This window comes from Pseudomonas sp. 1, assembly GCF_056626735.1.
Genome location: NZ_JBWXMQ010000004.1, coordinates 311,295 through 334,539 on the forward strand (window position 1 = coordinate 311,295; position 23,245 = coordinate 334,539).

Annotated in this window: 23 protein-coding genes; 3 read left to right on the forward strand and 20 right to left on the reverse strand. The window is 63.0% G+C overall.

Annotated elements, in window-relative coordinates; all coding sequences use genetic code 11:
- Nucleotides 1-35 precede the first annotated feature (35 nt).
- The gene (locus AC1MDC_RS08805) at nucleotides 36-596 is read right to left on the reverse strand and encodes a YbhB/YbcL family Raf kinase inhibitor-like protein (protein ID WP_085697955.1); all 561 of its coding nucleotides are present in this window, start codon (nucleotides 594-596) and stop codon (nucleotides 36-38) included.
- A gap of 139 nt (nucleotides 597-735) precedes the next feature.
- Between AC1MDC_RS08805 and AC1MDC_RS08810 the strand changes: the two genes are divergently transcribed.
- On the forward strand, nucleotides 736-2,265 hold the full coding sequence (locus tag AC1MDC_RS08810) for an FAD-dependent oxidoreductase (protein WP_480392850.1): 1,530 nt from the start codon (nucleotides 736-738) through the stop codon (nucleotides 2,263-2,265).
- Here the strand turns inward: AC1MDC_RS08810 and pgaD are convergent.
- The 15 genes from pgaD to AC1MDC_RS08885 all read right to left on the reverse strand — a co-directional run bounded on the left by pgaD (nucleotide 2,258) and on the right by AC1MDC_RS08885 (nucleotide 17,916).
- Nucleotides 2,258-2,791, reverse strand: coding sequence for a poly-beta-1,6-N-acetyl-D-glucosamine biosynthesis protein PgaD (gene pgaD, locus AC1MDC_RS08815; RefSeq protein ID WP_227234073.1), 534 nt, complete (start codon nucleotides 2,789-2,791; stop codon nucleotides 2,258-2,260). The two genes, AC1MDC_RS08810 and pgaD, sit on opposite strands and share 8 nt — an antisense overlap.
- The gene (gene pgaC / locus AC1MDC_RS08820) at nucleotides 2,788-4,143 is read right to left on the reverse strand and encodes a poly-beta-1,6-N-acetyl-D-glucosamine synthase (protein WP_085697952.1); all 1,356 of its coding nucleotides are present in this window, start codon (nucleotides 4,141-4,143) and stop codon (nucleotides 2,788-2,790) included. The genes pgaD and pgaC overlap by 4 nt, the downstream gene beginning before the upstream one ends.
- A gap of 1 nt (nucleotide 4,144) precedes the next feature.
- Nucleotides 4,145-6,142 (reverse strand): poly-beta-1,6-N-acetyl-D-glucosamine N-deacetylase PgaB, encoded by a 1,998-nt coding sequence (pgaB, locus tag AC1MDC_RS08825; protein WP_480392851.1) that lies wholly within the window; start codon nucleotides 6,140-6,142, stop codon nucleotides 4,145-4,147.
- Nucleotides 6,143-6,154: 12 nt separating this feature from the next.
- Nucleotides 6,155-8,635 carry a poly-beta-1,6 N-acetyl-D-glucosamine export porin PgaA gene (gene pgaA, locus AC1MDC_RS08830; protein ID WP_480392852.1) on the reverse strand — a complete coding sequence of 827 codons (2,481 nt, stop codon included), beginning with the start codon at nucleotides 8,633-8,635 and terminating at the stop codon, nucleotides 6,155-6,157.
- A gap of 261 nt (nucleotides 8,636-8,896) precedes the next feature.
- Nucleotides 8,897-10,402, reverse strand: coding sequence for a YdgA family protein (locus tag AC1MDC_RS08835; RefSeq protein ID WP_480392853.1), 1,506 nt, complete (start codon nucleotides 10,400-10,402; stop codon nucleotides 8,897-8,899).
- A gap of 199 nt (nucleotides 10,403-10,601) precedes the next feature.
- Nucleotides 10,602-11,237, reverse strand: coding sequence for a hypothetical protein (locus AC1MDC_RS08840; RefSeq protein WP_007957651.1), 636 nt, complete (start codon nucleotides 11,235-11,237; stop codon nucleotides 10,602-10,604).
- 93 nt (nucleotides 11,238-11,330) lie between these two features.
- Nucleotides 11,331-12,773: an efflux transporter outer membrane subunit gene (locus AC1MDC_RS08845; protein ID WP_085697948.1), complete on the reverse strand. Its 1,443-nt coding sequence runs from the start codon at nucleotides 12,771-12,773 to the stop codon at nucleotides 11,331-11,333.
- Nucleotides 12,770-13,657 (reverse strand): efflux RND transporter periplasmic adaptor subunit, encoded by an 888-nt coding sequence (locus AC1MDC_RS08850; protein WP_085697947.1) that lies wholly within the window; start codon nucleotides 13,655-13,657, stop codon nucleotides 12,770-12,772. The genes AC1MDC_RS08845 and AC1MDC_RS08850 overlap by 4 nt, the downstream gene beginning before the upstream one ends.
- Nucleotides 13,654-13,863: a DUF1656 domain-containing protein gene (locus tag AC1MDC_RS08855; RefSeq protein ID WP_007957657.1), complete on the reverse strand. Its 210-nt coding sequence runs from the start codon at nucleotides 13,861-13,863 to the stop codon at nucleotides 13,654-13,656. Before AC1MDC_RS08855 ends, AC1MDC_RS08850 begins: the two co-directional genes overlap by 4 nt.
- Nucleotides 13,860-15,923, reverse strand: coding sequence for an FUSC family protein (locus tag AC1MDC_RS08860; RefSeq protein ID WP_480392854.1), 2,064 nt, complete (start codon nucleotides 15,921-15,923; stop codon nucleotides 13,860-13,862). Before AC1MDC_RS08860 ends, AC1MDC_RS08855 begins: the two co-directional genes overlap by 4 nt.
- Nucleotides 15,920-16,348, reverse strand: a complete 429-nt coding sequence (locus AC1MDC_RS08865; RefSeq protein ID WP_085697945.1) for a MarR family winged helix-turn-helix transcriptional regulator — start codon at nucleotides 16,346-16,348, stop codon at nucleotides 15,920-15,922. Before AC1MDC_RS08865 ends, AC1MDC_RS08860 begins: the two co-directional genes overlap by 4 nt.
- 124 nt (nucleotides 16,349-16,472) lie before the next feature.
- Nucleotides 16,473-16,754, reverse strand: a complete 282-nt coding sequence (locus AC1MDC_RS08870) for a type II toxin-antitoxin system RelE family toxin (protein ID WP_039773012.1) — start codon at nucleotides 16,752-16,754, stop codon at nucleotides 16,473-16,475.
- Entirely contained in the window at nucleotides 16,744-16,989 is a 246-nt protein-coding gene (locus AC1MDC_RS08875; RefSeq protein ID WP_039773014.1) for a type II toxin-antitoxin system Phd/YefM family antitoxin, read from the reverse strand. Before AC1MDC_RS08875 ends, AC1MDC_RS08870 begins: the two co-directional genes overlap by 11 nt.
- Nucleotides 16,990-17,084: 95 nt before the next feature.
- Nucleotides 17,085-17,327, reverse strand: coding sequence for a DUF2789 domain-containing protein (locus AC1MDC_RS08880; protein WP_085608554.1), 243 nt, complete (start codon nucleotides 17,325-17,327; stop codon nucleotides 17,085-17,087).
- A gap of 127 nt (nucleotides 17,328-17,454) precedes the next feature.
- Nucleotides 17,455-17,916, reverse strand: coding sequence for an aminoacyl-tRNA deacylase (locus AC1MDC_RS08885; RefSeq protein WP_007957669.1), 462 nt, complete (start codon nucleotides 17,914-17,916; stop codon nucleotides 17,455-17,457).
- Nucleotides 17,917-18,112: 196 nt separating this feature from the next.
- On the opposite strand from AC1MDC_RS08885, the gene AC1MDC_RS08890 reads away from it, so the two are divergent.
- The gene (locus tag AC1MDC_RS08890) at nucleotides 18,113-18,640 is read left to right on the forward strand and encodes an NfeD family protein (protein WP_480392855.1); all 528 of its coding nucleotides are present in this window, start codon (nucleotides 18,113-18,115) and stop codon (nucleotides 18,638-18,640) included.
- Nucleotides 18,641-18,642: 2 nt separating this feature from the next.
- Nucleotides 18,643-19,401, forward strand: a complete 759-nt coding sequence (locus AC1MDC_RS08895) for a slipin family protein (protein ID WP_085684328.1) — start codon at nucleotides 18,643-18,645, stop codon at nucleotides 19,399-19,401.
- Here AC1MDC_RS08895 and AC1MDC_RS08900 read toward each other — a convergent pair.
- From AC1MDC_RS08900 to AC1MDC_RS08915, 4 genes are read right to left on the reverse strand one after another with little or no spacing between them, the layout of a single operon-like run.
- On the reverse strand, nucleotides 19,367-20,341 hold the full coding sequence (locus AC1MDC_RS08900; RefSeq protein ID WP_480392856.1) for a sulfotransferase family protein: 975 nt from the start codon (nucleotides 20,339-20,341) through the stop codon (nucleotides 19,367-19,369). The two genes, AC1MDC_RS08895 and AC1MDC_RS08900, sit on opposite strands and share 35 nt — an antisense overlap.
- Nucleotides 20,329-21,114, reverse strand: coding sequence for an aspartyl/asparaginyl beta-hydroxylase domain-containing protein (locus AC1MDC_RS08905; protein WP_480392857.1), 786 nt, complete (start codon nucleotides 21,112-21,114; stop codon nucleotides 20,329-20,331). The genes AC1MDC_RS08900 and AC1MDC_RS08905 overlap by 13 nt, the downstream gene beginning before the upstream one ends.
- Complete coding sequence (cysC, locus tag AC1MDC_RS08910) at nucleotides 21,111-21,716, reverse strand: adenylyl-sulfate kinase (protein ID WP_480392858.1); 606 nt, start codon at nucleotides 21,714-21,716, stop codon at nucleotides 21,111-21,113. The genes AC1MDC_RS08905 and cysC overlap by 4 nt, the downstream gene beginning before the upstream one ends.
- On the reverse strand, nucleotides 21,700-23,214 hold the full coding sequence (locus AC1MDC_RS08915; RefSeq protein ID WP_085697938.1) for a TolC family protein: 1,515 nt from the start codon (nucleotides 23,212-23,214) through the stop codon (nucleotides 21,700-21,702). The genes cysC and AC1MDC_RS08915 overlap by 17 nt, the downstream gene beginning before the upstream one ends.
- Nucleotides 23,215-23,245: the final 31 nt, after the last annotated feature.

Sequence of the window (23,245 nt, forward strand, 5' to 3'; positions counted from 1 at the left end):
CCTTTCAGTACGGGTTAAACCTCGCCGAAAAATTTTCAGCGGTGATAACGCCGCACCACACTGCTGTTGCGCAGCACGTGGCCTTTGATTTTTTCCATCAGCTGGGCACGGGTCAGACCGGCGGGCAAGGCGTCCGGGGCCAGATCGAGGGCGTAGATCTGAATGATGTAGTGGTGCGCGCTGTCGCCAACCGGTGGGCATGGGCCGATGTAGCTGGTGGTGCCTTTGCTGTTGGTGCCACCGAAGCCTTCAAGGGCTGATTTTGCGCCGACGCCGGCCGGAATCTGCCGGGTCGTGGCCTTGATCCCGTAGTGAATCCAGTGATCGACGCCTGCGCCTTTCTGGCCGTCCGGATCGTGCATGACGATCGCGTAGCTCAGGGTTCCGCTGGGGCCTGCGTTCCAGCTCAGGGCCGGTGACTGGTTCTTGCCGCCGCAGCCGGCCGCATCGCTGGCCGCCGCCGAGGTGAACAGACGGTTATCCGACACACCGGGAATGCTGAGGGTGAAACGCTCCTGGGCCTGCGCCGGAAACTGCACGCAAAGGGCGACGGCAACGGCCGCCAGCCAAGGGTTGAGAGAGGTCAATCGGGTCATTCCGGGAGCACCTTGTGCAGTTGGGCCTTCGTCGGCCTGCAAACTATAGCCGTACCGTTCGTGCCGTGGCAGTAGGAAATGGCTGAACCTCGCAATGCGGCCCAAACTCGTAAGAGAAATGCCTGTGAGGAGCAAGACCATGACCCTGCACCGTGTCGCCCGATTCGCCGATGTGCCTGAAGACCGTGGGCTGGAGGTGCAGATCGGCGACTGCAAGATCGTCCTGCTGCGCGCCGCCGGCCAGTTGCGCGCCTTTCAGGGGGAATGCCCGCATGCCGGCGCGCCGCTGGCGGAAGGTGCGTTGTGTCACGGCCGACTGATCTGCCCGTGGCACAAGGCAGCCTTTCGCGCCGAAGACGGCGCCTTGTGCGAACCTCCGGCGCTGGACAGCCTCAAGCGCTATCCGCTGGAACTGCGCGGCGACGAGGTGTGGGTCGATGACCAGCCGTTGGCGGATCCGCACACTCCGCCGCAGGACGATCCACGCACCTTTGTCATTGTCGGCGCCGGTGCCGGCGGAACGGCCTGCGCCGCCGCGCTGCGCGAGAAAGGCTTCGGCGGGCGGATCGTGCTGATCGACTGCGAGCCGGACGCCGGCTACGACCGAACGGTGTTGAGCAAATTCGTGCTGTCCGGGGAAATGCCGGCGCCGGAAACCCCGCCCCTGCGCGATGACGACTTTTACCGCGAGCAACACATCAATCGGGTTTCGGGCGAGGTCAGCGGGCTCGATGCCGATACCCGGACCCTTCACCTGAGCGATGGCCGCACAATGAATTACAGCGCGGCGGTGCTGGCCACCGGCGCAACGCCCAACGCGCTGAAACTGCCCGGCGCCGACCTGCCCCAGGTGTTTGTCCTGCGCTCCAAAGCCCAGGCGCAATCCATCATGGACGCCGCCCAACCCGGCCAGCGTGCCGTCATCATCGGTGACAGCTTCATTGCACTCGAATGCGCCTCGGCCCTGCGCCAGCACGGGCTCGAGGTGACGGTACTCGCGCGGCACGCGATTCCCTTCGCGGCGCAGTTCGGTGAAGCCGTCGGCAAGGCGATCCGTGCGCTGCATGAAGAAAACGGCGTGAAATTCATCACCGATCACGAAGCCAGGGAAATCACCGGAGACGGCAAGGTCGAGGCAGTGTTGCTCGACAATGGCCTGCGCCTGTCGGCGGATCTGGTGTTAGCGGGAATCGGCGTACATCCGGCCACCGAAGCATTCGGCGACCTGCCGCGCGAGGACGATCAATCGCTGTTAGTCGATGGCAGCCTGCGCGTCACCGAAGGTCTGTGGGCCATTGGCGATATCGCCACCTTCCCGCTGAACGGCCAGCCACAACGCATCGAGCACTGGCGCCTGGCCCAGCAGCACGCGAGGATCGCCGCCGCCAATCTGCTCGGTGGCGATGAACATTACCTCGACGTGCCGTATTTCTGGACCTGGCATTTCGGCCGCAACTACGACTATCTCGGTCACGCCGAGGCGTGGGATGCGGTCGAATTTATCGGCGAACCCGAACAGCCGCCGTTTATCGGACTGTTCGGGTGCAAGGGTGTCGTGGTGGCAGCGGTGGCCTGCGAAGAGGAACGGTCGATGGCGCTGCTGGCCGAACGCATGAAGCAACCGCTGTCGATGGAGGAGGCCTGGCGGCTGATTCGCGCCGTCAGGTGATCCGGTTCAACGGCTCGCGGTTGTCATCGTCCTCGGCGTGCAGAAAGATCACCCGAGGGTGCTCCAGTGGCGCCAGCGGCGGCGGCAATTCTTCAGGTTGGACCGGCCACAAATGCGGCACGACATGGCTGACGTCGCCGTCCTGATCGTTGTGGATGGTCATGACGCCCGGCCCGCGCAGTTTCTGAAAGCGGTCGTCGCACAGTTTGAAGCTGCGGCTCAGCGCCTCATCGTCGACCACCGGGGGCGGCAGGCGACGCTGGGCGAAGCTTCGGCTCTTGCGTTGTTGATAACGCGCCCAGCCGATCAGGATCACCGCGTTGACCAACGCCACCCACAGGTAAATCTGCAAAGTGCCGAGGGCTTCGAACGCCGAATGGTCGATGCGCGGCCCGCCTTCGTGGGTCTCGATCAACGGCCACAGGCCGCGCACCAGCAGATACAGCAGGCCGACCCAGGCCAGCACCGTGAAGAACGCATCGACCACCACCAGAAACGGCCGTTGGCGGGTCCGGATGATTTTCATTTGATAACCTCCTCTTCATCGTCCCCGATCGGTTTGATACCCCGGTCGGGACTGACCCAGCGCGCACGCTTCTGGTGTTGACCGAACAATACCTTGGGGAAACTGACCAGCGTGGTCAGCAGGCTGACGAACCAGAACGCGATCGGGTACCACACCACCCAGAACATCGTCTTGCCCAGGCCCGGCTCGTAGCGACGGTCAATGATGATGCTGACCGCGAACTGCACCAGGCAGACAAACGCCAACAGCAAACCGGTAAACGCCGGAGGCATCAGGTGATGCACCGCAATCGCCTCGGGCATGACCACGAACTTGCCGACGGCCCAGAAGATCACCGACAACAGGAAGGTGAACGCCCAACCGGTGGACAGGCAGTATTCGAACAGCAGCGGCCAAAGGTAACGGTGACGGTACTGCCAGATCCCGCGAATGTTCTTGAACAGCACTTCGGCGCCGCCCTGGGCCCAGCGCAGACGCTGTTTCCACAGACCGCGCAGGGTTTCCGGCATCAGGATCCAGCACAGGGCACGGGGCTCGTAGAAGATGCTCCAGTGGTCCAGTTGCAGCTTCCAGCTGATGTCGATGTCTTCGGTGATCATGTCCGGGCTCCAGTAGCCGACCCGGTTCAGCGCGGTACGGCGGAACGCGACGATCACACCCGACACGGTGAAAATCCGCCCGAACACCCGCTGGGTGCGCTTGATCAGCCCGATGATCGACGAGAACTCGCCGACCTGAACCCGCCCGACCAGCGTCGAACGCGTGCGGATTCGTGGGTTGCCGGTCACCGCGCCCAGCCGCGCGTTGTCGAGCATCGGCGCGACGAGATAAGCCGCGGTGTTCGGCGCCAGCAGCGCGTCACCGTCGATGCACACCAGATATTCACTGCGCGCAGCAATGGCGCCCATGCGCAGAGCCACAGCCTTGCCCTGGTTTTCCGCCAGGTGCAGCACCCGCAGCCGAGGGTCTTCCTTGGCCAACGCATCCAGCACTTGTGCGGTGTTGTCCTTGGAGCCGTCGTTGATCGCGATGACTTCGATGTTCGGGTAATGCTGCGCCAGCGCCGCGTGGATGGTATCGGCGGCGTTGTCGCCCTCGTTGTAGCAAGGGATCAGGATCGAAATCAGCGGTTCGCCTGCCAGCGGTGGCGGCAGCGTGTCGTCCTTCCACGGCCAGTGCCGCTCCCAGTGCAGCCAGAAATACAAGCCACCGGAAATCCACAACCCGGACATGAACAGCGGGTAGAAGAACACGAAGTCCATCAGGAATTGCCCGGTGACCAGGAAGATCAGCCCCAGCGGAACGCCGAGAACGATCGCCAGAACAAGCAGGGCCAGCAGTCTATCCAGCATGTCATGGGTTCCATTTGTTGGAGAGCGCAGGCCGCACGGTTTTCAGGTCCGGCAGGTTCTCGAGGAAGTTGTCCGGGTAGTAGCCGAAACTTGTGGCGCCCTGACGCTTGAGGCGACCCATCCAGTCGGCCAGTTGTGCACCGTCGATGTCGGCCTGTTCCTTTTTCGTCCAGTCCCGGGCCTGCAGTTCGAATACCGTGCGATCCAGCGCACCGGGGCGCTGTTTGATCTTCGCCACCAGCTGTTCGAGCCACGGGCCGGATTGCGCATGGGTCTGTTTTTCCATGAGCGGCATGGCCATCGGCGCCGTCCAGTCGTAACTCACAAGGAAGTCGTCGAGGTTCTGCGCGAACCACGCTTCGCTCTCGGGGTTGAGAATCGGCTCGGCGAAGATGTTGCGTGCGGTGAGCACTTGCGGGCCACGAATCGCGCGCACCCTGGCGGTCAGCTCATTGGTGAAGTCGATCAGGTAGCGGCTCTTGAACCGCGTCCAGCGCTGCATCGCCGCCGGATCGTCACGCAGGGCGGCGATCGAGCCCGGCAAGCCGTTGGCGGCATAGGCCTTGAGCGCCTGAGGGCCGGCGTCTTCGAAGTCCGAGAGCACCGCGTCGTCGTGGTAGAGAATGCCGTCGACCGAAGTCAGGCGTGCCACGTCTTCGTAGATCTCGCCGATGATCCGCCGCACCTCGGGATCGAACGGCGACAGGCGTTTATATTGATCCGGGTCGACAGCCGTCGTGCCGGTCTTCGGATCCCAGCGCGTCACCCGTGGCAGCCTCGAATCCAGTTCGAAACTCAGCACCGGCATCCACGCAAAGACCTTCACATGAGCCCGGGTGCGCAATTGCCAGGCGACACGATCGAACAGGTCGGCACGCATCGGCAGATGACGGTTGGGGAAGTACAGCGAATGCACCAGGCCGTCGCCCTTCGGATCGGCGAAGGCTTGCAGGAACACGGTGTTGGCGCCCATGTCCGCCATGCGCTGGATCAGTTTGCCAAGGTTGATTTCCTGCTGCGCCGGATCCGGGTCGTAGACGTTGTCCAGATCCACGTGCACCACGCGCATGGTGAAGTCCGATTGCACCGCGACGATGCTGTTGGCGAAATGCTCGCCGTCAGGATCGGAGGCGACCAGAAAGCGCGGACCGCTCATCAGGTTGTCGAGAGCATCGAGACCGTCATCGAGGGTCAGGGCCATTTCGTAGCCCTGCTCACTGACCACCGTCAGCGTAGTGCCGTCCGCTGTACCGTAGGGCCAGACCCAGACCCTTGGTTTCTTACCGGTGACCTTGCGGATTTTTTCCGAGATGGCCGCCACATCGGTACGCATGCGCGCCTGGAAGTCCGCTTCGGATTCATAGCGTTTGCTCACCGGATCGTAGCGTCGGGTCGCGGCCGCCGGCTGCATGTTGCCCTGCGGGTTGGCGAGGATGCCTTTGTGGCTGGCGTCGGTGTGGGCAGCGATTTCCACCAGCCCCGATTGGGAGATTTCCCGCACCTGAGCCCAGGTCAGGAAGTCCGAGCGCGCACGCGGCGTGCCGGCGAAGTCCACCGGTTGGTTCAGCGGCGTATCGATCCAGGTGCCGACCGGCGCCAGCAGCGCATGCCAGTTATAGGCGCGCAACACCGGCAACACGCGGGTGTAGAAGCTTGAGTAACCGTCGTCGAAGCTGAGCAGGATCGCCTTGGGCGGCAGTTCCGGTCCGCCCTTGCGTGCGGCCATGATCTGATCGACCGTCACCGGTTTGTAGTTGTTCTCCCGCAGCCAGGCGAGCTGTTCGAGCAGGCGCTCGGTGCGCACCGCCACCACCGCCTGATCGGGGTCACGATCTTCGACGTCGTGGTAGGCAATGCCCAGCACGTGGTTTTTCGGCCAGGGCTTTTCACTGGCTGCCACCGGTCGCTCGGACGGCGGCACGAACGCCGGGGCTTGCTGGGCGCAGGCGCTGACCAGCAGCACTCCCAGCAGAAGGATGAAACGCGAAATCAAAGGCATCTTCAAACTCTTCTAGAAGCGGAAAGTGAGGTCGACGAGCAGACGCAGATCGGTTTCCCGGTCACCGTCGTAGGGCCGGTTGATCACACTGAACAAACCGCCCACCTCGAACACGTCGTTCCAGGCGTAGCGCTGGCCGTAACCGAGCAATGCCATGCCGCCGGTGCCGTGATCACGCTGGCTGTAAGTACCCGCACCGGCCTGGAACTGCTGGCTCCAGACGGTTTCGTAACGGTGGTACAGCACGTGATTGACGTTCAGCAGCGGCATGACGCTGAAGTCCGACTTCGGGTTGAAGTACGGCACGTCATCGGACTTGGAGTTGTGGCTGGTGCTCACTTCCAGGCCCGCATCGACTTGCAGGTTCGGCGCGCGGTAGACGCCCTCTTTTCCGGTCAGCAAGGCTTCGACACGGTTGTTGCCGTCGCTGAAGTGCGACGGGCTGACCGCCAGCCGCCATTCGCGACTCTCGTTGGCGCGCCAGCGAATGAAACCGCTGCCGCCGTTGGCCTTGATGTCGCTGTTCAATGCCCGCAGCGGGGTCTCGGCCGACAGATATTCGAGGCTGCCGCCGTATTGCCAGTGATCGTCGATGTCGCGGGCAATCGCCAGGCGCGCGCCCTGCTTGTCACCAAACCCATAGGAATGATTCGACACTTCGGCTTCGAGGGTCATGTCGCGGGTGCGACGCTCCAGGCCGACACGCTGGAAGCGGTGGTGGCCGGTCCCTTCGGTGAAATCGCCTGTGGCGTATCCGGCCCCGGCGAACACCCGCCAGTCTTCATCGATCGGCGGGCTGTAAAGGGTGGTCTGAATACCGAAGTCGCGGCTGCCGCTGACCGCGCCGGCATTGCCACCGCTGCCACCATTGGCCTTGCCGCCGTAAGCTTCGACGCGCAGTTCGGACATGTCATGCACTTCACGCTCGCGGGCCAGACGCTGGACCTGACGGTTGTCGGGGAAGCGCGCCACCACGTCGTCGGTCAGCGCGTCCATTTGCCGCCATTCCTGCAGGTCCATGGCGGTGCGGGCCTGCGCGACTTCAAGACCGATGTCGCGCGGCGCGATGCTCTCGGTTTCCTTGAGCTGGTTTTCCGCACGGCGCGGCCAGTTGCGGGCCAGGTACAGATCGGCCTGGGCCAGGCGCAGGCCGATGTTGCCCGGCGCCTGATCCACCAGGGTCTGCAAGCGCTCTTCGCCGTGAGGCAGGTCGGAGCCGTAGGTGCCGGCCTGCGCCGCCAGTTGCTGGGCGTCCATCCATTCGTCGTTGGGGTTGCCGATCGGCAGGCCCTTGAGTTCGATGCGCGGTTTCTGTGTCCTGGCCTGATCTTCGGCGACCTTGCGTGCCTCTTCGGCGCGGTCGCTTTCCAGCAGCGAGTAATACAGCGCCGTGGTGTCTTCGAGTCGGTCGCCGACATCGGCGTCCGGCGCCGCCAGCACCTGCCGGTAAAGATCGGTGGCGATTTCCGGCTGGCGCTGATCCAGATAGGACGCCGCCACCCAGCGCAGGGCGTAGGTCGGAATCTTCACGCCTTCGGCTTGCAGCTTCTGGTATTCGCTGATGACTTCGGCGGTGCGCGCCCGGGCCTTGAGCGCGCCCATGCGGTCGATGCGCCAGCGGGTCACGTCGTCGTGGGCGCTGGCGTCCGGGGTCCAGGTGGCGAGCAACTGGTCGTAGTCGGCCAGGGCGCGGTCGGCGATCACGTAGCGTTCTTTTTCGCTGCGGGTGGCCAGCTCGGCAAGGCGCACGCGCTCGGCGGCCAGATCGCCTTCCAGACGGCGCAAGGTGACGGGATCGATCAACCCCGGACGCTGCTTCGCCAGACGCAGCGCCGGCTCCGGTAGACGGGCCTTTTGCAGGGCGACCACGTATTCGCGGGCGACCTCCGGTTTGTTGCCGGCGCGAACAAAGGCCTGGTCGTATTCGAACAGCGCGTCGTAGGGCTTTCCGGCGCGATTCAGGGCGTAGCCCAGCGCCAGTCGGCGGGAAGGATCATCGGGTTTGGCGGCGACCAGCGAGCGGGCGCGGATCACCCCTTCATCAGGTTTGCTGGAGTCGGCCTGGGTCAGCGCCAGGCCGAGTTGCAGGTCGGCGTTGTCCGGCTCCAGCATCAGGGCCTTGTTGTAGACCTGGATCGCCTGATCCCAACGCTTGAGGTTGCGATAGGCCCGGGCGGTGGCGGTCAGCGCCTGAACCGGCAATGCCCGGCCAAGGCCCTGGGTCTCGTAGACTTGCACCACTTCAGCGTCGAGCCCGGCCCAGCCGGCGATTTGCAGGTGATCGCTGACCTGGCCGGTGGTGGCCTGGGCCGGCGGCACCTGCCGCAAAACGGTCAGCGCGGGCGTGTAATGCCCGGCCCGGGCGTCGAGCACCATTTGATCGTAGGCCGTATCGGCGAACGCGAGCGCCGGCCAGAGCAACTGGCTGCACAGCGCGACTCGAAACAAAGGGCGTAAACCACGATGTAATACGGGAACATCAATACGCGGCATTCGTCAGCATCCTTACATGGCCAGCCGGGTAGCAGTGCTCCCCCTTGCCCATTTCGTGACGGAGGCCAAGCAAAAAACGCTCAGCCAAGCTTATCCAGGCAGTCTCCCACGCAAGCGTAGACCAAGATTCAGAACACAATAATTATTCAGATTCGTGACGATGAATTTCCCGAAAGGCCGCAAACCCGGACGCCAGACAGCAAAACGCCCGGCGTCTGCGGGTGCAGAGGCCGGGCGTTTCGTTTTAGCGCGGGGCGTCGTTTACTGAGGCTGCTCGATACTGCCGAACTTGCTCATCAAGAAGCCGACAAACTGCTCGACAGTCATCTTCTGGCCGTTGAATTCCACCTGATTGGCGGCGTAATGCAGTTTGGTGACAACGTTGGTGCCGTCCAGGGTTGCCAACTGCGAACCCACGGCCATGCCGGCGAACATGTCGGCGCCAGCGCTGGCCTGGTCAACGATGGCTTTGGCATCGGTCTGACCGTCGATTTGCGCCTGCACGCTGAGCAGATCGACCAGCATCGGCTTGGACACCAGCACATTGACGTCAAGCAGCGCGATCAGCTGTTTGCCCAACTGATCCGGCGGCAAATCCATCGACTGTGGCTTGGCCAGGTCGAGCACCAGACTCGCGCGGCTTTCGCCGTTGGCGGTTTTCAGCGACAGGTCTTCCAGCGCCAGTTGCGGCCCGGCTGCCAGCAGTTTCTGCAGGTCAGCCTTGACCTGGGCGGACTCGGCCTCGGTGAGGTCCAGCTCCGGCGCCGGCAGGCCGGCGGCGGTGGCTTCGGCAGCGGCTTTCTCGTAGGGCTGCAGTTTGGTCTGGTAGATCTGCATCAGCGACATGGCCGACGGAATGTCGAGGTTCTTCAGGCTCATCGCCAGGTTGGCCGAACCGATCTTCTTGTCGTTGAGGGTCACTTCAGCGACCTTGTAGTCGGCACGGCCGGAGGCGTTGCTGCCGTTCTCTTCGGTGCGGTTCTTCATCTCGAAGTTCTTCACGCCCAGCACCGACTGTTTGGCACCGAAGGTGGTCTTGCTGCTGGTCAGCTCCAGGGTGTTCTCGCCGGTGTAGTAGCCGTAAGTGCTCTTGGCGAGGTTGCTGGCCAGGGTCAGGCCATTGAGTTCGATCTGCACCGGCGCCTGATCTTCGGCGACCGTGGTCAGGTGCAGGCTGTCCATGTAGCCGTTGGCCTTGACCTTCTGCGCCTGGGCGCTGGCGGAGATGTCCATGTTCAGGCCGGAAAATTTCAGGCTCGACTTGTCATCCAGCGCGGTTTCCAGCGGCAGCAGTTCGAGGTTGCCGGTGGTGGACTGGTCGTAACCGATGTTGACCACACCCTTGAGCGGCGCGGCGCCCTTGGTGGCGGCAAACCATTTTTCGGTGGTCGGGGTCTTCTCCAGGTCGTAGTGACTGGTGGCCATGACCGGCAGCCATTTCAGCGACACCAGCCGCGAGAACGGCAGCGGGCCGTGTTCGATGTGGTCGACGAACAGCAGCTCGACCGGCGCCTCGCCGAACATTTCACCCTCGCCCTTGAGGCGGTAGTGCGCGGTACTGCTGAAGGTGTTGCGCTCAAGCGATACCAGTTCCAGCGACGCACTGCCGTTGGAACCGGCCATGGCGGTCTGCAACTCGCTGTTGGCGTTGGCGACGGCGTTGTTCAGGACGCCTTCGATTTTGGTGCCGGTGTACCAGGCCCCGCCTACGCTGATGGCGCCAATGGCCACAACAATTCCGAGAAGCACGCCTGCTGATTTATTCATGTATGACCTGATCGATTTCCGTGGCTGAAAGTGTGGTCGTCTTCCCTGAACCCGTGACCGGGCCGTGGCGCGACTCCGCTGAATTTAGCGGTGGAGATTAGCACTGGCAGTGCGACGCGGCCCAACGATTAAAGGTTAAAGAGTGTCGACAAGTCATGGACAAACAAAAAGATCGCCGGGTTCGGCGATCTTTCAGGGGTCAGGAATATTGCACCTCGATCTCATCAAGCTGATGGTCGAAGCTTTTCAGCCGCGCGGTCCAGGTGTACACCAGCACTTCGAAATCCCGGTCGATCACCGCCCCGCCCGGCCCGTCGCTGCGCGGGTCGCAGAAGTCCAGTTGATAACGCTCGCGGGCCATGGCGGTGGCGACGTCCGACAGTTCGCGGGCATTGTTGAGCCAGTGCCAGCCGTCGTCAGCGACTTGCCGGTCGAGGGCCAGACATTGTTTTTTCAGGGCTTCGAGGCTTTTTTCCAGCGGCGTGCCGGTGAGTTCGCCCATGACTTCGGCGAAGGTGCGCCCCGGTTGCCAGTAACTGCCCCAGAAGTAGCGGTCGAACACGGTTTCGACTTTGCGCAGCGCGACTTTGGTGTCCCAGATCAGCAGCAGCGTCTTGCTTTGCTCAAGCTGGCGTTTCTTGAGGCGCTGGCTCTGCACCAGGGCCGACGCCACGACCACGATCGCCATGACCGCGATCAGCGCCACGGTGCTGTCGAGGAAGACCATTGCCTTGTCGATCTGGTGGGCCAGCATGATGCCGTAGAAATAGGTGGCCGAGAGCAGCACCAGGGCTACCAGGGCGCACCAGAAGCCGAGAGCGTAAGGGTTTTTCATTATTGGTTTCCCCTAGACCTGCGCTAGCGATGTGCACTGAAAAGGCGCCTGGTTCGGGGCGCCCTTTCAATACTTCAAAGCATAGCAACGGCCTCAGGGTTTGCTGGCGCTCGAGGCTTGCGTTCGTCCGCTTTCCCAACCGCCGCCCAGGGCGAGGAACAAATCGATCTGGCTCATGGCAACCTGAGTGTTGGCGGCGGCCAGTTGCGCAGTGACGTCGGTGTAGGTGCGGGTGGCTTGCAGGTCGGCGAGGAACGACTCGCGGCCCGCCTGGAAGAAGCGGTGCGTCTGGTCGGCCGCCAGTTTCGCCGACTGCTCGGCATCGGCCAGCGCATCACGGCGTTGCAGCAGCGCGGTGTACTGGGCCAGACCGGTCTGGGTTTCGCGGATGGCGTTGAGCACCACGCCGTCGAAATGTGCCAGCGCGCCCTGGGTCGTGGCTTCGGCTTCGCGGATCCGGGCCCGGGCGCCGTTGGTCGGCACCTTCCAGCTCAACGACGGGCCGAAGCCCCAGCGGTTGGTGGAGGGTTTGCCAAGGTTGTCCAGAATGCCGACGGTGCCGATCGTCGCGCCGAAACTGATGTCCGGGTACAACTCGCCGGTGGCGATACCGATCCCGGCCGTCGCGGCCGCCAGACGTCGCTCGGCCTGACGGATGTCCGGCCGGCGCTTGAGCAGCGCCGCGCCATCGCCGACGGGCACCAGTTGAGCGATTTTCGGCAGTTCGGCGCAGGTTGCGGTGCCGGCCGGTAGTTGATCGACAGGTTTGGCCAGCAGCATCGACAGACGGAACAATCCGGCCTGACGCGCCGCCTCATAACGCGGCATGTCGGCGCGCAAGGATTTGAATTGGGTCTGCGAGCGGGTGACCTGGGTCTCGTCACCGCGTCCGGCGTCGCGCAGACGTTGAATCAGGGTGGTGCTCTGGGATTGCAGGTCGAGGGAATGCTGGGCGATTTCCCGTTCTTCGTTCGCCGCGCAGACCTGGGTGTAGGCCCGCACCACGTCGGCGACCAGGGTGATGCGTGCGGTGTCGGCAGCGGCCTGGGTCGCGTCGGCGTTGGCCTTTGCCGCTTCGATCCCGCGTTGCAACGTGCCCCACAGGTCGAACTGGTAGGACGCGCTGATACCGATATCGCCAATGTTGGCCACCGGCACTTTCTCCGGCAGCAGGAACGCCTCGCCGGATTCCTGCAAGCGTTGCGCGCCCATCTTCACGCCGCCGCTCCAGCCACCGGCCGCCTCGGCTTCATCGACCTGCGCACGGGCCCGCGACAGATTCGCCGCCGCCACCCGCAGATCGGTGTTGGACGCCATGGCCTGCTGCACCAGTTGATCCAGGCGCGGATCCTGATACAGGCGCCACCAGTCCGCCGGCACCGGGGCCGACACCACCGGTTTGCCGGCCACCGCCAGATCGCCCTGGAAATCCTTGCGCTGGATCGCCGCGTCTTCGGGCACGTGATAGTCCGGCCCGACCATCGAGCAGGCCGACAGCATCATGCCCAAACCGGCGATCATCAGAGCCCTGCTCATTTCGCGGGCTCCTGCGGTTGATCGTCGATGATCGACACGGTGGCAGTACGTCCGGCGATCATGCGGAAGTCATTCGGCACGTCGTCGAAAGCAATGCGCACCGGTATCCGTTGCGCCAGTCGCACCCAGCTGAACGCCGGATTGACGTTGGGCAGCAAGTTGCTGCCGCTCGAACGGTCGCGGTCTTCGATACCGGCAACGATGCTTTCGACATGCCCGCGCAAGCGGGCGCGGTCACCGATCACGCGGATATCCACCGACTGGCCGATGTGGATGCCGTCGAGTTTGGTTTCTTCGAAATAGCCGTCGATGTGGAACGAATTGCTGTCGACCACCGACAACACCGGACGCCCGGCGGTGACGAACTCCTGCGAGCGCGGCGCACGGTCGTTGACGTAGCCGTCCACCGGACTGCGGATCACCGAGCGGTCGAGATTGAGCTGAGCGCTGTCCACCGCCACCAGCGCTTCGGCCAGGGCCGATTGCGCGCGGGCCACTTTCGACTGGCTTTCTTCCAGCTGTTCGGCCGGCACCAGATTGCCCAGACCGCGGTTACGTTTGGCTTCCCGTTGTGCCTGAGCCAGGGTTTCTTCGCGATCAGCGACCGCTGCCTTGGCCTGGCGCAACGCCAGTTTGAAACGGTCCTGGTCGATGCTGAACAGCACCTGGCCGCGTTTCACCAACTGGTTGTCCTTCACTTCGACCTGCTGGATCAGCCCGGACACGTCCGGGGCGATCTGCACGATGTCGGCGCGAATGTGGCCGTCGCGGGTCCAGGGCGCAAACATGTAATACATCACCATGCGCCAGACCACGACGACGGCGAAAGTCACGATCAGCAGCGTCAGGACGACGCGACCGAGGGTCAGAAACGGTTTTTTCATGTCATCAGGTATCGACTGAGTGAATCCACGCCGTACAGCATCACGGCGTAGAGAGCCACGTTGAACAATGCCCGGTGCCAGACCAGACGGTAGAAATGCAGGCGTGTGAGCACGCCGTGTACCAAAACAAACAGCACATAAGTGATACCCATCAACACCAGCAGGGTCGGCAGGAAAATGCCGCTGATGTCCAGATCACCGATCATAGGGGCGCTCCTTCGGGCAGCGGTTCTTCGGGCTCTGCGTTGGAGACGAATTCCACGCCGGGCAACAGCGCCAGGCGCAAACCGCTCAAGGCGTGCAACAGGTTCAGTCGGGTTTCTTCATCACCTTGACCGTGGAGCGCGCGGCGGGTGCGATCCATGGTCATCAATAAGGCACTCGGCGCCGGCAGGCGTTCGCCGGCCTTGAGACAGGCCCGGAAATACTCGCCAACCTCGGCCACCACTTGCTTGAGCAACGCGTTCGGCGCGCCCGTCACTCGCGGCGTATAGGCAAGCAGGTCGAGCAGGTTCAGCCCGACGCGCACTTCGCGCATGGCGATGCCGGTGTCCTGGCCGGTCAGCGCCAGACGCGGCAGGTGCTGCATCAGGCGGTCGAGCAACTGCACGCCCAGTTGCCGGTGTTCGGCGAGGTTGGCCGGCTCGGTCATGCTGACGATGTCTTTCCAGCTGAAACGGGTCAGGCGCTTGGCCGCCAGTTCGGCGCCGAACGGCCGGGCGATCAGCGTCCAGATGAACGCGAACAGCAGCCCCATCGGGCCCGCGAGGTTGGAGTTGACGAAGGCAAAGAAGTCCGCGTCGTACGCACCGGAAATGCTGATGAACGACGAGGTGTTGACCAGCGTCAGCAGCATGCCGAGGTAGAAACGCGGCTGCACCGTCAGGGTACCGACACAGATGAACGGCACCGCGAACGCCAGCACCAGCATCGGAAAGTCATGCAGGTTCGGCAACACCAGAAACAGGTACAGGCTGGCAAACAGCACCGACATTCCGGTCCAGAAAAAGAATCGGTAAATCTGCGGCGCCGGGTCATCCATCGAGGCGAAGAAGCTGCACGACACCGCCGCCAGAATCACCGCGCTGCCGCCGTCGGTCCAGCCCAGCAGGATCCACAACACCGAGGCAACGATGATCGCCAGAATGGTCGAGGCCACCGAATACAGCATCAGCCCACGGTCGAGAAAAGGCGTCAGGCGACCAAGGCGCCAGTGACGATAAACTGCGCGCCAACTGTCCTGGCGCTCACACAGGATCGCGTCCTGCAGGCTGCGGCAGTCCTGCCACAGATCGATGAATTCGCCGAGGCGATACAACGCGTTGGAAAACAGCAACTGCTTGCGATCCTCCAAGGCTTCGGCACTCGGCTGCAGCGCTTCGAGCTGATTTCGCAGGGCTTGCCAGCGCTCCAGATTGGCGTCTTTGTGGCCGAGCCATTCGCGGGTCGCGGTGAGCAGCGGCGCGAATTTCTGCACCAGTTCCGGCGTGCGCCGTTCGAGGGCGTACAGCGAATCTTCGAGGGCATCGATCACCGGCAGCAGGTGGATCATCCGCCCGCGCAACTCCTTGGTGTTGCGTACGGTTTGCGGCCGCGCACCTTCGTGCGGCAACTGGCCGATCATCAATTCCAGGCTGTTGAAACTGCCGACCATGGCCATGCGCAGGGCGGAAACTTCTTCGGGCTGCACGTCGCGGCTGAGGAATTTGAGGCTGTAGGTTGTGGCGTCGGCGAACCATTTGCCCACGGCATCGTTGAACACCGGTGCCAGGCGCCGTGGCCAGAACATCGCGCCGACCACCGCCGCCACGGCGATGCCGAGAAAGATTTCTTCAGTCCGCGACTCGGCCACGTCCCACACCGCCAGCGGGTTGTCGACCACCGGCAGGGCGATCAGCGGCAAGGTGTAGCCGGCGAGCATCAGCGCGTAGTTGTTGGCGGTGCGCAGGTGCAGGGACAGGAACAACAAAATCCCCGTCCACAAGGCAATGACCACCACCAGCACATACGGGCTCTGGACGAACATCGGCACGAACAGCACTGCTGCCGCCGCACCGAGAAACGTACCGATTGCGCGATACAGCGCCTTGGAACTGGTCGGGCCGAGGAACGGGCTGGAAACGATGTACACCGTGGCCATCGCCCAATAGGGACGCGGCATCTGCATGAGCAAGGCGATGTACAGCGCGGTCATCGAGGCCGCGAACGTGCGGATCCCGTAGAACCAGTCCCGCGCGGGGGGCATGCCGGAAAAGAACCCGTTCACGGATTGATCACCGTTGGCGGAGTGGCCGCCTCAAAAGCTCTCAGTACCCGAAGCGTAGCTTCCAGATCGCGCTGGTCGATGCCTTCGAGCACTTCATGACGCAGCCGCACCAGTTGCGCCTCCACCGCTTGCACCAGCTCACGGCCGGCGTCGGTCAGGCTCAGGCATTTGGCGCGACGGTCATGGGCATCTTCGGTGCGGCAGACAAAACCGGCGTGACACAACTGATCGAGCAGGCGCACCAGCGACGGCGACTCCATCCCCGCCGCCTGCGCCACCTGCACCTGGCGCACACCCTCGCCCAAGCGCCCGATCATCAACAACGGGACGGCGCAGGCTTCGGAAATTCCATAGTTGACCAGCGTGGTCTGGCAGATCTTCCGCCAATGCCTGGCGGCCACCACCATGGCACTGCTGATGTTCATCTGAAGAGCGTCGAGGTTATTCGGCACGAGGGAATGCACACACTGTTAGTTTGCTAACTATCAATATCGCATTGGTGGGGAAATTCAGTCAAGTTTTGAAACAAATTGGGTTACGTGCTTCAGCTCAGCGCCTTTTCGCGTTTTCGTAGACGTCGCTTCGCTCGCGCTTACCCACGGCGACTACCGAAACGACCACCCGCTCTTCGATCACTTGGTAAACCAGTCGATAACCGGACGCTTTGAGTTTGATCTTGTAACAATCAGGCATGCCGTGGAGGGAGTCAGCTGGAATACGGGGACGCTCAAGACGCTCAGCCAGCTTCTTTTTAAATTGATCACGCAGCGTATGACCCAGTTTGTTCCACTCTTTGTGAGCGGAAGGCAGAAATTCGAGCTTATAGGTCATCCAGGCTTACCGGTATGGGAGTCTCGTGACTGCGAGAACGAACGATTTCTGCCAACTCGAGATCATCGAGCCGCTCCATCATGGCTTCGTAAACGTCAGCCGGCACCATGTAGCCCATGACCCGGTTGTGATTCAGGACAGCAACTGCTCCTCCGTGCGCGCCGTTAAGCACTGCGGAGGGGTTTTTCTTCAATTCAGAAACACTGACAGCCATATCGGCCAGAACACTTTGCATAATAAAAGACCTCAATTGAGGTCGTAATTCTGGTCTAAGGAAGCATTACTGGCAACCGGACGAGTTGATTGAGCTTACGAACGGTAAGCTGATAATTACCCCCGCCCCTTCCTCAACATCACATCCAACTGATCCACCACCTCCGCCCAATCCGCATCATCGAGAATCTCGTCCCGCAGGAAATCCGCCTGGCTCTTGGTCCAGAAAAACGCGTCGCACAGGTGCAGTTCGGGTTTGAGCGGGGAATGGGTGGCGATGAACTGGTCGATGCTGACCGGGTCGTTGTCCAGGCCGAGCTGTTTGAACAGGGATGGGAGGCTGTGCGTCGGGTTTTCCATTGTTCTGCTCCTTCGAAGACCAGGTGGATGTAATAGATTCGCGAGCAAGCTCGCTCCCTCAGGTTTAGCGCAGAACCTGTGGGAGCGAGCTTGCTCGCGATTGGCGTCGGCACCGACGCTAAAAAAGCTACTGACTCAGTTCCCGCACCTGCGCATGCGGCACCATTTTCAGGAATTCGGGCATGCTCATGTGCAGCAGGTTGTTGTGGTTTCCGGCTTCCAGGTAGATGTCTTTTTGCCGGGTCAGCAGCGGGTCGATGACCATGTCCAGGCCATAGGAGTCGCCCAGTGGCGGTACGGCACCGCGCTCACAGTCGTCGAAGATGTGCGCCAGATTGCTTTCGCGGGTGATTTGCCATTCGCCGCTGCTGCGCACTTTGCTCAAGTCCAGGTGGCGGCTGGCGGGCAGCACCGCCATCAGGTAGTGCCCGTGACGGTCGTCCAGGATCACCGATTTGGCCACCCGTTCTGCGGCAATCCCGGAGACCCGCGCCGTTTCCAGGCTGCTGGACGAGTGCGGGTGGGTGACGATGTCATATTCGCATTGCGCCCGGTTGAGGCTGCTCTGCACTTTCTTGGCCATACGCATGATGCACCTCGGTGCCCACCGACGCTGCGCGACGGACGGTAATGAAACGCTGTGGCTGTCCTTGAAAGTCTAGTCCGGTGAACTGCAAACACCGGGAAATCCGCCCACTGGCGAGGCAGGCAAACTGGTTAAAAATCATCCACCCGCAGCGTCAACTAGACTGTAAGTACAAACCCTGACTCTCACGGAGGGTCACGTGAACATCCGTTGCTGTGCGCTTGCCCTGTTGCTGCTGAGTGGATCGGTGGTTGCGGCAGATAACCCGTTAACCGCCGCCAGCCCGGTCGGTCTGTGGCTGATCACCCTGGGCATCGCGTTTCTGATCGCCGAAGCCGTGCTGCCCAACTACGGGGTGATCGGTCTGGGTGGCATCGTGATGTTTGTGATCGGTGCATTGATCCTGAGCAACGCCGAACTGCCGGTGCCGATGATGATCGGCCTCGGTCTGGTCAGCGCCCTGCTGCTGATCGCGCTGCTGGTCCGCGCCCTGAAAACCCGACCGCGTCATCCGGTCAGCGGCGATGCCGGCCTGCTCGGCAGTGTCACGGCGGTGACGGTGGTGCAACCGCAAGACAGCCGCAATGGCTGGGTGCAATTACAGGGAGAACGCTGGCAGGTGCTGAGCGCCACGCCGCTGCACACCGGGCAAGCGGTGCGCGTGGTCGGGCGCAAGGGCCTGTTGCTGCAAGTGGCCGCGACTGACGCGGCACCGCTCGGAGAGTGATCATGGGTCTGCAAATCGGTTTTGTCGCGCTGCTGCTGTTGCTGATCGCCCTGGCCGGCTCGACGTTCCGCATCCTGCGCGAATACGAACGCGGCGTGGTGTTCCAGCTCGGACGCTTCTGGCAGGTCAAGGGGCCGGGGCTGATCCTGCTGATTCCGGTGGTGCAGCAAATGGTCCGGGTCGATCTGCGCACCATCGTCCTCGATGTGCCGCCGCAGGACGTGATTACCCGCGACAACGTGTCGGTGAAGGTCAACGCGGTGCTGTACTTCCGCGTGCTCGATCCGCAGAAAGCGATCATCCAGGTCGAGGATTTCCTCATGGCCACCAGCCAACTGGCCCAGACCACTCTGCGCGCGGTGCTCGGCAAACATGAACTGGATGAACTGCTGGCCGAGCGCGAACGCCTGAACATCGACATCCAGCAAGTGCTCGACGCCCAGACCGACACCTGGGGGATCAAGGTCGCCAACGTCGAGATCAAGCACGTCGACCTCAACGAGTCGATGGTGCGCGCCATCGCCAGGCAGGCCGAAGCCGAGCGGGAACGGCGCGCCAAGGTGATCCACGCCGAAGGCGAATTGCAGGCCTCGGAAAAACTCATGCAGGCCGCCGAAATGCTCGGCCGCCAGCCCGGCGCCATGCAGTTGCGCTACATGCAGACCTTGAGTTCGATTGCCGGCGACAAGAGCTCGACCATCGTCTTTCCGTTGCCGATCGAACTGCTCAAGGGGATGGCGGATCTGTCGGCGAAATCGTGAGCGCGCGCAAGCGTTCCAGCGCGGCATAGGGCGCACGGGCGCAATGTTCGACCCGCGCCTGCAACAACGCCGATGCTTCACGGCGCTTGTGTTGGCCATCGACGACAAAGGGTTGTGACGGCTGCTTCGCGTGCTGCGCCGTCGCCGCCAGCGCCTGTTCACACTGCGCGGCACTCAGCCCGAAAAACCTCGCCAGCCGTCCGCTCATCGCCTCGGGCAATTCGCTGTAATTCAGCACCAGCCCGGCAGACTCACGGCAATGCACCCAACCGGCCTCCAGCAAGCGCCCAAGCCGCCGGGCGATGAAATCCTCGTGCCCCTCGAACGGCAAATCATCGTCCAGCACACAATCGCCGAGCGCTCCCGGCACCATGTGCAGGCCGGGACGGCGCAGGTGCGACACGGCGATTTCCAGCGGATCACGATAGACAAACAGCCACGGCGTATCGGGAAAACACTCGCGCAGAAGAGGCCATTCGCCGATGTTCCAGGCGTCGAGTTTGATCACCAGCCGCTGCTCCTGGCCGCCCCGCCGCTGACCGTACGCCGAGAGCAATCCGGCGATGGCCGCGCGGCGTTCTTCGTCCGGCAGATCACTGCGCAGCAAGGCATCAAGGGGCGGCGGCTCCGAGACCACGATGTGATCGTCGAGCCGGGCAAGCATCTGACTGATCAGCGTCGAACCGCACCGCGAGGCGTGCAGGATCAAGGCGCTCGGCGGCAGACCCGGACTGAGCGCTTGCCAGTCCATAAGCGCCGACAAGGGTGTTTGCCGGCGGAACGCCTGATTGAACGGCAGACGCAACGCGTCTTCGACAGCTTCACGAAAGAACGGCTGATGCAGCGGGGTGTCGCCGAACCAGCACCAGTCGACCTGCCATTGCCCGGCGGTTTTCCAGACGCGAATCGGCAACCAGCCGTCGAAATTCACAGGCGCCATTGCTCGTTCCATGACCGACGACCGTTACGCATCGCGGCCAGCAGTTCTTCACGGGAAAAGTGCAGGCCGCGTTCAGCGGCCAACGCCAGCGTCCGGACAGTAAAGGCTTCGGGGTCGTGCACTGCCTGCAACGTCGCGGACAACATCGGATCCGTGACCAGCAACCGTTGAAAACGCTGCAACGCCGTCTCCACGCCATCAGGCAGCGGAGTACTCGGCAACCCGTCAACGATCATCTGCGCAAGCCATGGCGCGGGGTGGCAATCGAGCACCAGATGAACCCGTGCCGTGCAGTCGCGATTGTCGACCCGATGCGGTCGGGCGAGATCGAGAAACCAGCATTCCCCCGCCGTCATCGGCATCCGCTGACCGTCGAGCCAGAAATCCACGGCGGGCGGGCTGAGCAGCGGAATGTGCAGGCGCAAATCGGCGTCCGCACCCTCAAGATCGTAGTCGCGATGCTCATGGATCTGCCCGCCCGGCCCCAGTCGTAAAAGCCGCGCGCTGACGATCTCCAGCGGCAGATCCCGCAGGGCCAGTTGCCAGCGACCATCATTCAGCCAGGGGGCGCGTTGTACGGGCTCGGCACTGCCGGGGGACAGTTCGGTCAGCGCATCGGCGGCGGAAATCAGCGCCACGCCGCTCCAGTCGCCGGCGAAATAAGCGGTGTTGAAATGGCCGCGCCAGGCAGCGTCGTCAATCGCCGCCAGTGCCTGCAACAGCAACGGCAGGTCCACCGTCACCGGCAACCGCGAGAACGCCGGTCGGCTCATACCTTGGGCAACACCGCTGTTTCGCCGAGCCAGGTCAGCAACCGGTCCAGACAGGCGTCGACCGTCAGCGTGCCGGTGTCGAGCACCAGCGAAGCCTGGGCCGGCGCCTCGTAAGGCGCCGACACACCCGTGAACCCGGCCAGCTCGCCGCGTCGGGCCCGGGCGTAATGCCCTTTCGGATCGCGCTGCTCGCACACCGACAGCGCAGCGCTGCACCAGACCTCGCGATAGTCCTCACCCAAACGGCGGGCAAACACTTCGCGCAGTTCCGCCAGCGGGGCGATCATCGCCAGAATCACGATCTGCCCGTTCTCCACCAGCAACGCCGCCAGCTCACTGGCGCGGCGAATGTTTTCCAGGCGATCGGCATCGGTAAAACCCAGGTCGCGGTTGAGCCCGACGCGCAAGCCGTCGCCATCGAGCACCACGCTTTGCAGACCACGACTGAACAACTCGGCGTGTAACGCCTGGGCAAGGGTCGATTTGCCCGCCGCCGGCAAGCCGGTCAGCAGCATCGCCGTGCCGCGATGGCCGTTGCGGGCCTCGCGTTGGGTACGGCTGATGCTGGCGGTCGGCGCCAGCACGTCACTGCGCGGAGGCATGGGCCACCGGCAGCGAAATATCCCCCGAGGCCCACGCCGCTTCGCGGTTGGCCAGCGCCGTGGCGATCGACTGGACTTCGGTCGATTGCACCTGATCCGGCAGCGGGTCGAGACCAGCGCTGGCGAAAATCTGGCCGTAGGCATTGCGCAGATCGGCGTAGGACAGGTCACGACGCAAATCGGCCTGCAAGGTATTGAGCTCGCCCTGAATCAGGTCCAGCTCACCAATGCCGTCGGCCTGACGACGGTTACGCAACTGACCGACGATTTGCCCGTCGATGTCCGACAGTTGCTGGTTGGTCTTGAACTGGCGCAGCGCCTCCTGATAGTTGGCGTTGGCCACGTAGAGCTGCGCCAGCACTGCAATCGACATCGCCTGACGCCGTGCGGTGGCGACTTCTTCACCGGCCTTGGCCACGTCGATGGCCGCCGGGGCGGAGATCACGTTGAACAGGTTCCAGGTGACCTTCACGCCGTAGTCGGCCCAGCCCTGTTCGACCAGGAACGAGTTGCTGTCGTAATGCCCGCCGGCGGAAAACTCCAGGCCCGGCAGCAGTCGCAGCATGGCCTTGCGGGTTTCGGCGGCGCTGATCCGGGTCTGGTAATCCTGCTCGCGCAGTTCCGGACGACTGGTCAGGGCTTCCTGCTCGAGTTTGGTCAGGTCGACCTTGAGTTCCGGGATCTGATAACCGTCATCGGTGGCCAAAGTCAGGTTGGTGCCCAGCGGCAGGTTGATCAGGGTCGCCAGTTCGGTTTTCGCCAGCGACAGCGCGCGGCGTTGTTCTTCCAGTTGTCGGGTCGCCTCGATCAGCGAACGCTGGTAGCCGAGCGACTGCACCGGATCGCCGATGCGTTGCTCGCTCATGCTTTCGCTGTTGCGGCGGGCGGTGTCGACCCGCGCCATCAGGCTGTCGATCTGTTTGAGCAGACGTTCGGCGGCCATCGCCCGCCAATAGGCCGAGCGCACGTCCTGGACGATGGTGTTGATCACCTTGCGCCGGCGCTCCTGAACAATCAGCCGCTGGTCGCCTTGCTGCTTGGCGCTGATATAACTGACGCCGAAATCGAGGACGTTCCAGACCATGGTCAGGTCGGCGACTTCGCGGTCGCGGTCCTGAGAGGTCGACGGTTCCAGGGACTGGGTGCCGGTACGCACACTCTGGCTGCTGGAGGCGCTGACGTTGTTGCGCCCGACGTAACCGGCGTCCAGCGCCATGCGCGGCAGCATGTCGAAACTGGCGAGGTCGAGCTGCCGCTTGGCCAGCGCTTCCTCCATGATTTTCAAGCGGCCTTCGAGGTTGTACTTCACCGCACGAGCCATGGCCTGGTGCAGGGTCAGCGGACCGCTCAGCGGTTCCTGGCCCTTGTACATGCTTTGCAGGTCGGCCCGGGCCCGTTGTTCACTGACACTGCGTTCGATCGGTTCACTGGTTACTGCACATCCGCTGATCGCCAGCGCCAGCAGGCTGGCGCCGAACAACTTCTGACTTTTCTTCATCCCTGGATCGCCCCTAGGTCCCGCACATATG